Here is a 9450-nt window from a genome sequence, read left to right as displayed (position 1 = left end):
ATCGCCGACCTCAACGACGCCAGAACCATCCCGCTCTTGACATAGGAGCCTCAACGCCATGGCCGAAAGCTTCGTCGACACCGTCAAGACCGAGCTGATCGCCGACCGCGTCTGGCGAACGCGCACTCAGCTCGAGCTGTCGATCGTCGAATGGGTCGCCTGGTTTAACGCCGAGCGCCTCCACGAGTCCCTCGGCGACATCCCGCCCGCCGAGTTCGAGGCCCTATACGCTCGACGGACCGAGACGATCATCCCTCTCTGATCAAGAGAGGAAACCAACAAACCCGGTCTCCGCAGAACCCAGCCCGCCTCAACGAGCACCTGCTCGAGCTCGCACCCACGGCCCTGTGATCAATGGCGCCGCGGTCGACCTCGATCAACGGAACTCTCTTGATCGCACCGCTCCCAGCTTCGCCGCTTCGCGGCTCAGGGACTCAGACAAATAGATCATCAACAACAACTGACAACCCCCTCTACGATCACCGAAACCAAGCGGTGTTGCGAGGACCGGTTGAACCCGGCTTGACTGCCCCTGTCGGTGTGGGCGACGAGTTCGACGTCGACCGCGTTGGTGTCGCGCTGGTGGATCGCCATCCGCAGCGCGTCCAAGACGAGCTCGGTGCGCATGTGCGATGCGAACTGCCAGCCGACGATCCGGCGGCTGTAGGCGTCCAGGACGAAGGCGAAGAAGACCACGCCTTCCCAGCAGCGCAGGTAGGTGATGTCGCCGACCCAGAGCCGGTTCGGCGCCTCGACGCTGAAGTCGCGTTGCACGAGATCCGGGCGCGCCGCTGCGCAAACGGGTCGGGCGTCGTCGTGCGCCACGGCCGGCCGCGCCGTTTGGCGCCCTGGATGCCATGGGCGCGCATTAGCCGCTCAACCCGGCAGCGCGCGGCCGGTTCGCCGGCGCGCCGGAGCGCTTTCCACATGCGCCGGGAGCCGTAGACGTAGTAGTTGGCGGCATGCAGCTCGCGGATGCGCTCGAGCAACCGTTCATCCCCGACCGCGCGCGCCGACCGCCAGCCCTTGGCGCGTTGGTAGTACGCGGACGCCGACACGCCCAGGACACGGCAAATGGGCTCGACGCCGAAGCGGCCGCGGTGCTCGTCGATGTAGCGTTCACTTCGGTCGGTCTGCGTCGAGCTCCTTGGCGAAATACACGCTGGCGGACTTCAGGATCTCGTTCGCGCGCCGCAGCTCGTAGACCTCGCGCCGCAGCTCGCGGATCTCCTCACGCTCGGCCGTCGTGGGCAGATCCGGCCGTAGGCCGTTGTCCGCCTCCGCCCGTCGGACGCGCTTGCGTAAGACCTCCGGGGTGATCCCGAGATCCTTGGCCACGTGCGCGATCGGACGGCCCGACTCAAACACGACCCGGACACCCCGGTCAAGCAGCTCCTCTGGGTACTTTCGTGGTCTCGGCATCGCCGCGGAGCATCTCCTTCCGCCAGGACATGATCCTGGCTTCGAGGTCTCCGCGAAAGCCGGGATGGCTCACCACGACAGCGCACAAGGCGGGCGCGAGCGCGACACCGGGGCGCGCATCACAAAGGCCCTCGAAGGGCAAAGCCGCGCGGCAGACCACAAGCCCCTGACGTCTGCGCTTCGCTACGTCGGTCACTCGCGCCCACCGACACGATCCCACAGGTAGCCACCACTCGACAACACGACTTGACTTTCATCCGTCGTCTAAAGGAGCCCCTGGTGGTCGCGTGGTTTTCGGCGCCTGTCCCTAGGCGAGCGATGCGGCGTCCGCCGTGAGGACCGCTTGGATCAGTCGCGTTCGGTCCTCGGCGAGATTGCGCACGAGGTTTGCCGCCTTGGCCGGGAAGTCCGGGACGAATACGTGCAGTCCGAGCGGGGGTTGGCCGTCGGCGAAGAGTTGCCGCATGGCGGTCTCGGCCGGTTCGGTGAGGTCGTTCCAGTGAGCGGTCGCGAAGCCGGTCTCGCGGAGGAGCTCGGCGAGCCGTTCAGGGGTGACGAGATGGCTCTGCTCGGGCGACGTCGCCCATGGGACCGGTAGGTGCAGCGAGCCGCCGGAACTCGCGGTCACATCCCAGAGGGCGAGGCGACCGCCTGGCGCGAGGACGCGACGCGCCTCGGCATAGAGGCGGCGCTTGTCCGCGATGTTCATCTGGACGTGCTGGCTGACCACGACATCGAAGGAGGCCGCGTCGAACGGAAGCTGGGTGACGTCGGCGGTGCGGACCTCGATCGCGTCGCCGAGGCCCACCGCGTCATTGAGCCATGTGGCAACCTCGCAGTACTCGGGTGTGAGGTCCACGGCTGTGACGCGGGCGCCGCGCTCGGCGGCGATCAGGCGCGCGGTCCCGCCGATTCCACAGCCGGCATCGAGGACGCGATCGGCTGGGCCGACCTGCGCCAGGTCGATGAGGGCCGCGGTGGCGAGGCGACCGAGGCTATGGAAGTCCTCGAGCATCGCAAGGTCGGATGCTTCGAGCGCGTCGATCCGCTTTCCCGCGTCGGCCAGCGCCCGTTCGATACTCGCGCGGGTCCGGCCCGTCGCGTAGGGCTGATCGGTTGTCGTCGTCATGCCGTCCCTTCTGAACTGTGGACACTGTCCACCATACGCAGAGCTGGTGGACGCTGTCCACTAAGGTGCCGACGGTGGCAGACGATCGGAGCAGCGCAGCTCGCTCGCAGGCGAGCGATCTGTCCGGGCGGCGCACACCGCGTGCTCGTGGCGCGGTCCGGTCCGCGCTCGTCGAGGCCGGTCTCGAGCTGGCGCGATCCGGCGGCCCCGACGCCGTCGTGCTTCGCGAGGTGACTCGCATGGTCGGGGTCGTCCCGAATACCGCCTATCGGCATTTCCCCGACCGTGACGCGCTCCTCGCGGCCGTCCGCGACAAAGCGGTCCGCGAGCTCGCGCAACGAATGGCCGATCGCGTAGGCCAGGTACGTCCGGGGCCGCACACGCCGACAGGCGCCCGGCTCCGGCTTCGCGCGGTCGGCCAGGCCTATCTCGCGTTCGCGCGTCAAGAGCCAGGCCTCTTCGAGACCGCGTTCGCGACCACCGAGCATCCCCCGCCCGATCAACGAGCCGACGCACCCGGACCGTTCGACTATCTGCGATCCGCCCTCGACAACCTCGTCGACGCCGGAATCCTGGCGCCCGCTCGCCGCCCGGACATCGAGTACCCCACGTGGGCCGGCGTCCATGGACTCGCGGTCCTCCTGCGCGGACCCCTCCGCTCCCTCCCAGAGCGTGAGAAGGCGCACCTTGAGGCGCAACTGCTCGCGTTCATCGCGGCGGCCGCGAGCTCGCCCGAGTGACGAGCGACATTCCATCTACGGCTACTGCTTCGCCCGCTACGGCCAAGCGTGGCGCAATCGTCCTGAAGCACCACGCAGGAGACTTCTGCTTGTGCGAGTTCGCCTGAAGGCACGAGTGCCCGACTGTTCGCGCGAGAGGCGAGCGCTCACGCTTGCCGCGCATTACGCCACGAGAGCTTCCCCGTCCACGCGCGCGAGGGCGGGCGCATCGCGGTGGCGGCCCTCACACGTTAAGTCGATCGCCACCTCGCGGTGGTGAGGGCGAAATAGGTGCCGTGAATGCATGTCGCGGAGCTTCGTGGTATCGATTGCGCAAATGCTTTCCGGCCGTATCGCTGCCGCGGTTGCTCTCACTGCGGTGATTGCCTCGTGCGGCGGCGGGGCCGATCCCCAGGCATTTGCTCGCGAGGCGAACAAGGCGTGCCGTGATTTGAAGCAGGACTACGACGCGATTCCTGAGGATCGCCGGCTCGCCGAGGGCGTCAAGGCATACGAGCGCGAGCTCAAACGCCTACAGGAGCTCGAGCCGCCGGCAGACACCCGCGCCCGCTACCGCCAGATGCTCAGCTACAAGGAGCAAGGACTCAATGCCTGGCGCGAGTTCGTTCGGCACGCCGAGAAGGACGAGTTCGAAGCGGCAGAGCCAGCGGGCGAGCGCAGCACGCGGCTCCTTGTTCGCGCGGCCCAGATCGCGGGCCAGTTGCAGCTTGACGACTGCGACCGCGCCTTGTCCTGACCCACCGGTCGGCGGGCACCAATGCCTGCCCGTGTCGAGTCCTGTCGGTGTCCTGTCCGTGTCAGGCCGTCGGGACAGCACAGGGTCAGCCCGTGTCCAGTCTCGGCTGATGCGTGACGCTTCTGTCTCGGCTGATGCTTGACAGTGTTGTGCGCGGCGGGACCGTGAGCGGCGGCGTCAGGCAAAGTGCTGAGATCGTCGAGAAGAAGCACATCCCGCGTGGGGTGCAGACCGCTCCCATTCGCGCCAAGCAGAAGTGTCGTTGGGCTCGGCAGCGCGACGATGCGCCCGGTCCAGCGCGTGCTTGTGACGTACGCGCTGCATCGAGCTACCGACGACGCGAACGGCGTTTGGCCTGGAGCCTTGCGCGTCTTCTCGTGGGCTTCGTCGACCGCGGCGTTACGCGGGATGCGGGAGAACTCCAGTTCTCTTCCGGCGCCAGCGTTGACCGAGCTCATCGCCGGGCCCCTGCATGCGGCCCCGTCCCGGCCGACAGGTCGTTGCTTGCATCGGCTGGGACCGCTGCGGTTGGGATGGAGTTGTCGATGAGGACGGTTGCGACGGCGGCGGCGGTGGCGAACGTTGAGGTGTTGAGAACTCGGCTGCGGGCCGAGGCGCCATCCAGCAGCAGCGCAAGCTGCTCGCCGAGCTGCTCGGGGTCGGTGGCGCCGGCCTCGCGGGCGGTCTCGGTGAGCCGCGTAGCGAAGGCCTTCTTGTACTCGCGGGCGTATCTGCGCGCCGGGTGGCCCGGGTCGTGGATCTCGACGGCCGCCCTGATGAACGGGCACAGGGGCGCATGGATGTCGAAGACCGTGAGGAGTCGTTCGCGGGGCGAGAGGTCGGCGCGGTCGAACACCTCGGGCAGGACGTTGGGATCGAACTGGCGCAGGTGCTCAGCGACCAGCTCGTCCTTGCCGGCGAAGTGCTGGTAGAGCGTGCGCTTGGACACCTCAGCCGCAGCGCAGAGCTGGTCCATGCCGGTGCTGTTGATGCCTTGGTCGCGAAACAGCTCACGTGAGGCCTTGAGGATGCGCTCTCGCGCGCCCCTGCCGCGGCGCAAGCCCCGCGGTCCCTTCTCCAGCTCCGTCATACCCCCAGCCTAGCCAGACTGGTACCGATCAGTGTGCATAACTTGCATGCCCTCAAGCCGCTCGCTACGTTAAGCACTCGAACCGGTGTACTTAGCATCGGAGCGCTCAAGCGAACGGAGAAGCCATGGGAAAGCTCGATGGCAAGGTTGCGGTGATCACCGGAGGGACAACTGGCATGGCGCTGGCCGGCGCCAGGCTGTTCGTTGACGAAGGCGCGCACGTCTTCATCACGGGCCGACGCAAGGACGCGCTCGACGAAGCCGTCAAACAGATCGGCCGCAACGTGACCGGCGTGCAAGCCGACTCGGCCGAGCTCGGCGATCTAGACCGTCTGTTCGACACGGTCAAGCGGGAGAAGGGCACTGTCGACGTGCTGTGGGCCAGCGCCGGGATGGGCGAGCAGCGCAGCCTCGGCGAGATCACCAAGGAGCACTTCGACGCCGCCTTCTCGCTGAACGCGCGCGGCACCCTGTTCACGGTCCAGAAGGCGCTGCCGCTATTCAGCGACGGAGGCTCGATCTTCATGACCGGATCCAACGCCTCGCTCAGGGGCTACCCCGGGTGGAGCGTCTATGCGGCGAGCAAAGCCCTGCTGCCCGCCTACGCACGGGTGTGGGTCTCCGAGCTGCGCGACAGGAAGATCCGCGTCAACGTGCTGACCCCCGGCCAGGTCGCCACGCCGATGATGGAGGAGGTGATGGACGAGAAGCTCAAGGCGCAGTTCGAGTCCCTGATCCCCCGAGGAGAGATGGGCCGCCCCGACGAGATCGCTTCGGCCGCGCTGTTCCTCGCCTCCGACGACTCAAGCTACGTCAACGGCATGGAGCTGATCGTCGACGGCGGCACCACAGTGGTCTGAGCGCGTCGCACCGCGAAGGAGAACCCACATGAGAATCACCACCATCGGCCGCGGCAGCATCGGCGGCACCCTGGCGCGCCTCTGGACCGCAGCCGGCCATCAGGTCACCGCGCTCGGCCGTGACGGCGGCGACGCTTCCGACGCGGACGTCGTCCTGCTGGCCGTGCGCCACGCCGACATCCCGGCAGCACTGGCCGGCGTGACCGGCCTGGAGGGCAAGACCGTCATCGAGACCAGCAACCGACTCGACGGCGAACTCCCGCACGATGGGCACGCCTCCAACGCCGAGTACGTCAAAGCCACCCTCGGAGGCCCGACCGCCAAAGTGTTCAACCTCAACTTCGGCAAGCTGCTGGAAGGCGCCCCCCAGGCGCCCAACCGGCCGGACAACATCTGGGTCGGCGACGAGACAGCGCGCGCCGCCGTCGAGAAGCTCACGCGCGACGCCGGGATGCAGCCGCGCCACGGCGGACCGCTGGACCGCGCCGCCACGCAGGAGTCCTTCGCCGCGCTCTTCGTGGCGATCGTCAAGGATGCCGATTCCGGACTGCTCTACTACCGCTTCGCGACGCCAGAAGCGATCTAACGACCCGCATACCCCGGCGGGACGCCACGCCGAGCGAGCTCCCGGACGGGAACTCGCCGCGTGGGCTGAGCCCACTCCGCCCGGAGATCCGCATCGCCGCGACCTCGACACGGACCTCCCACGGGCCGATCACGAACGGACCGCGCGCCAAGGGCTCCCGACCGGCTCGCAGCAGATACGTGGAGTCCCGCGGCCCGGTCTGTCGCTTTCGCGTGTGGCTGTCGCGTATGTCGGGGGTGTCGTCCGGCGGGTTTAAGAACATTTCGTGATGGGCCAGCGCTTTGTTGCGTGTGATCGTGAGCAGTCGTTTCTGATGCCGCCGGATGTCCGTGAGTGGCTGCCTGAGCGGCATCTCGCGTGGTTTGTCATCGACGCGGTCGCGGAGATGGACCTCGAGGCGTTCTATGCCGCCTATCGCGTCGACGGGCGCAGCCGGCCGCCTTATGACCCGGCGATGATGGTCGCGCTGTTGCTCTACGCCTATGCGCGCGGGATCCGGTCCTCGCGGGTGATCGAGCGCGCCTGCGAAGAAGACGTCGCCTTCCGCGTGCTCGCGGCCCAGCAGCGGCCCGACCACGCGACGATCGCGCGGTTTGTCGAGCGTCACCAGGAGGCGATCGCCGGGCTCTTCGGCGAGGTGCTCTCGCTGTGCGCGCGCAGCGGGCTCGCGAAGGTCGGCGTGATTGCGGTCGACGGCACAAAGGTGCAGGCCAACGCGTCGCGCAACGAGAACCTCGACTACGAGCAACTCGCGCGCGAGATCCTCGAGGAGGCCAAGGCTGTCGATGCGGCCGAGGACGAGCTCTACGGGCAGGCGCGCGGCGATGAGTTGCCGCCGGAGTTCGCGACCGCGCAGGGCCGCCGCGGGTGGCTGCGCGAGGCCAAGCAGCGCCTGGAGGCCGAGCGCGCGGCGAACCCGCAGCCGGTGTCACGCGGCCGCCCGAAGCGCCTGCGGGAGGCCAAGCGCCGCCTGGAAGAGGAACTCTGGAGCGAGGTGCGCGCGAACCAGGCTTACGAGGCGTATCGGGCGCGCGGGCGGATGAAGGACGGGCGCCGTTTCGGGCGTCCACCGGACCCGTTCCAGCCGCCGGGCACGCCGGACGGTCGGATCAACGTCACCGACCCGGACTCGCGCGTCGTGAAGGGGCTCAGGGGGTTCATTCAGGGTTACAACGCCCAAGCGGTCACCAACGAGCATCAGGTCGTGATCGCGGCCGAGGTGATGACCGCCGCGCCCGACTTCGGGCACCTGGAGCCGATGCTCGACGCCGCCCAGCGCGAACTGCTGGCCGCGGGCGTCACCGAGACACCGGGCGTGCTGCTCGCGGACGCCGGCTACTGGCACCAGCGGCAGATGGAACGGATCGTCGATCGCGGCATCCCGGTCTTGATCCCCCCTGACGCGAGCAAACGCAGGGGCGCCCGGCCGGGCTGGGACGGCGGCCTCTACGCGTTCATGCGCCGCGTCCTCGCGGCCGAGCACGGTGGCGGTCTTTACCGCCAACGCCAGCCTCATTGCGATAGCGCGGTTGCGCAGCTGCTGCCCTCGCGCCGCGCTGCTCCTAATCGCCGCGAAGCGACACCAGAACGTGTGGCCGCCACGACGGCGCTCGCGCGGCTTAGGGACCACCATGGCGGTCGGTCCGCATGGTGGGCGCCCTTTTCGGAGGACATCACGCCGTCGGCTCGTTAGCGCCGCTATTGGCTCAAGACGGCGGCGTCAGCCACGCGCTTTAGGGCACTCGCGAGACTGACCGATAACGGTCCAATGGTTCTTCTCGCGCAGGAAGCTGCATGGCCGGTCCAGGCCGCGACAATGGCGGTCGTCTTTGCGGTGCTGGTGGGGCTCGGGGTCTTCCTCTTCCGCGGCCCACGAAGGCGCGGCACGAGCGGAGGACGCGATGCGTTCGCGCTCGTCGCGGGAGTTGTGATGCTGGGTCTCCTCGGCGTCCTCGTCGCGCAAGGAAAAGCCGTTCAGATCGGGCCGGTGATACTGGCCGTGGCGATACTGCTTCTCGGTCTCTGGGGACATCATTCGACTCAGCGCCGGCGCAAGTAGAGGCTTGTGCTTTCGCCTGTCGCGTATGTCGGGGTGTTGTCCGGCCGGTTTACGACGATTTGGTGATGGGCCGGCGCGTTGCCACGAGGCTCTGGACCGGTAAGCGCGCTTCCGCATGGCTGCGGCCCGGCGGAACCGGCTCCGCCGCGCCGCTGCTTGTGCTGCCAAGCAGGACCGAGGGCCGCGCATGGTCAGCTCGCTCGCCGGGCCGCCAGGGATCGCCCAACCGAAGTTGCGTTCTGGAGCTGCCTTGCGCGGTCACGGCTCGCACGTCAGAGTCGGGCGGTGGCGCGTCGGATGCTCGCTGTCCTGGTCTTGCTGGCTTCCGCGCTCGCGGTGGGCTGCGGCGGGCAGGAGCCGAAGGCGCGGCGCGGCCGGGCCGCCGAGACTCGGCGCGTTGCCCGCGTGGCGGAGGGTCCGGGCAGGCTCGTCGCGATCGGGGGCAGGCGCAGCCTCTACCTGGAGTGCGTGGGTTCGGGCAGCCCAACCGTCGTGCTGGAGGCCGGCTTCGGCGCGGACACGTTTTCCTGGCGAGACGTGCAGCCCGAGGTCGGCCGCAGCACTCGGGCCTGTGCCTACGACCGCGCGGGCACGGGCAACAGCGTCGCGCCGCCGGGCGTGCGTGACGCACGCGACGAGATCGCCGACCTTCGGCGGCTGCTCGGCCGCGCCCGCGTCGAACCGCCGTACGTGCTGGTGGGCCACTCCTACGGCGGGGTCCTGGCGCGCGTGTTCGCGCACCTCTATCCAACGGAGACGGCGGGGCTCGTCCTCATCGACACGATGGGCCGCGACGGACGACGACGCCAGCTCGCCATCTGGCCCGCG

The 9450-nt window shown here is 68.5% G+C and carries 12 protein-coding genes and 1 pseudogene; 7 read left to right on the top strand and 6 right to left on the bottom strand.

Annotated features, from left to right (window positions below; all coding sequences use genetic code 11):
• Positions 1-58: 58 nt before the first annotated feature.
• Positions 59-262 (top strand): integrase core domain-containing protein, encoded by a 204-nt coding sequence (locus H958_RS40045; RefSeq protein WP_051324763.1) that lies wholly within the window; start codon positions 59-61, stop codon positions 260-262.
• A gap of 188 nt (positions 263-450) precedes the next feature.
• On the opposite strand, the gene H958_RS43995 is transcribed toward H958_RS40045, so the two are convergent.
• The 4 genes and pseudogenes from H958_RS43995 to H958_RS0124390 all read right to left on the bottom strand — a co-directional run bounded on the left by H958_RS43995 (position 451) and on the right by H958_RS0124390 (position 2437).
• The gene (locus H958_RS43995; protein WP_081686233.1) at positions 451-825 is read right to left on the bottom strand and encodes a DDE-type integrase/transposase/recombinase; all 375 of its coding nucleotides are present in this window, start codon (positions 823-825) and stop codon (positions 451-453) included.
• 20 nt (positions 826-845) lie between these two features.
• Positions 846-1058, bottom strand: a pseudogene (locus H958_RS49225) (IS3 family transposase); the annotation flags it as partial.
• Between the two features lie 61 nt (positions 1059-1119).
• On the bottom strand, positions 1120-1422 hold the full coding sequence (locus tag H958_RS0124395; RefSeq protein ID WP_028060565.1) for a transposase: 303 nt from the start codon (positions 1420-1422) through the stop codon (positions 1120-1122).
• Between the two features lie 307 nt (positions 1423-1729).
• Positions 1730-2437, bottom strand: a complete 708-nt coding sequence (locus H958_RS0124390) for a class I SAM-dependent methyltransferase (protein WP_196807541.1) — start codon at positions 2435-2437, stop codon at positions 1730-1732.
• 131 nt (positions 2438-2568) lie between these two features.
• Here H958_RS0124390 and H958_RS0124385 point away from each other — a divergent pair, with 131 nt between their 5' ends.
• On the top strand, positions 2569-3291 hold the full coding sequence (locus tag H958_RS0124385; protein WP_322090772.1) for a TetR/AcrR family transcriptional regulator: 723 nt from the start codon (positions 2569-2571) through the stop codon (positions 3289-3291).
• A 283-nt stretch (positions 3292-3574) separates the two neighbouring features.
• On the top strand, positions 3575-4027 hold the full coding sequence (locus H958_RS0124380; protein WP_156028252.1) for a hypothetical protein: 453 nt from the start codon (positions 3575-3577) through the stop codon (positions 4025-4027).
• Positions 4028-4481: 454 nt separating this feature from the next.
• On the opposite strand, the gene H958_RS0124375 is transcribed toward H958_RS0124380, so the two are convergent.
• Entirely contained in the window at positions 4482-5117 is a 636-nt protein-coding gene (locus tag H958_RS0124375) for a TetR/AcrR family transcriptional regulator (RefSeq protein WP_028060561.1), read from the bottom strand.
• A 125-nt stretch (positions 5118-5242) separates the two neighbouring features.
• Here H958_RS0124375 and H958_RS0124370 point away from each other — a divergent pair, with 125 nt between their 5' ends.
• The 3 genes from H958_RS0124370 (at position 5243) to H958_RS40035 (ending at position 8256) form a co-directional block, all read left to right on the top strand.
• The gene (locus H958_RS0124370) at positions 5243-5977 is read left to right on the top strand and encodes an SDR family NAD(P)-dependent oxidoreductase (RefSeq protein WP_028060560.1); all 735 of its coding nucleotides are present in this window, start codon (positions 5243-5245) and stop codon (positions 5975-5977) included.
• Positions 5978-6005: 28 nt separating this feature from the next.
• Positions 6006-6563, top strand: coding sequence for an NADPH-dependent F420 reductase (locus tag H958_RS0124365; RefSeq protein ID WP_028060559.1), 558 nt, complete (start codon positions 6006-6008; stop codon positions 6561-6563).
• A 268-nt stretch (positions 6564-6831) separates the two neighbouring features.
• Positions 6832-8256, top strand: coding sequence for a transposase (locus H958_RS40035; RefSeq protein ID WP_081686232.1), 1425 nt, complete (start codon positions 6832-6834; stop codon positions 8254-8256).
• Positions 8257-8283: 27 nt separating this feature from the next.
• On the opposite strand, the gene H958_RS46760 is transcribed toward H958_RS40035, so the two are convergent.
• Entirely contained in the window at positions 8284-8595 is a 312-nt protein-coding gene (locus tag H958_RS46760) for a hypothetical protein (RefSeq protein WP_156028251.1), read from the bottom strand.
• A 324-nt stretch (positions 8596-8919) separates the two neighbouring features.
• On the opposite strand from H958_RS46760, the gene H958_RS0124350 reads away from it, so the two are divergent.
• The coding region (locus H958_RS0124350) for an alpha/beta fold hydrolase (RefSeq protein WP_156028233.1) at positions 8920-9450 on the top strand (531 nt) is incomplete at its 3' end.

This window comes from Candidatus Solirubrobacter pratensis (assembly GCF_000425945.1).
Taxonomy (GTDB): domain Bacteria; phylum Actinomycetota; class Thermoleophilia; order Solirubrobacterales; family Solirubrobacteraceae; genus Solirubrobacter; species Solirubrobacter pratensis.
This window is presented reverse-complemented; position numbering and strand designations above follow the sequence as displayed.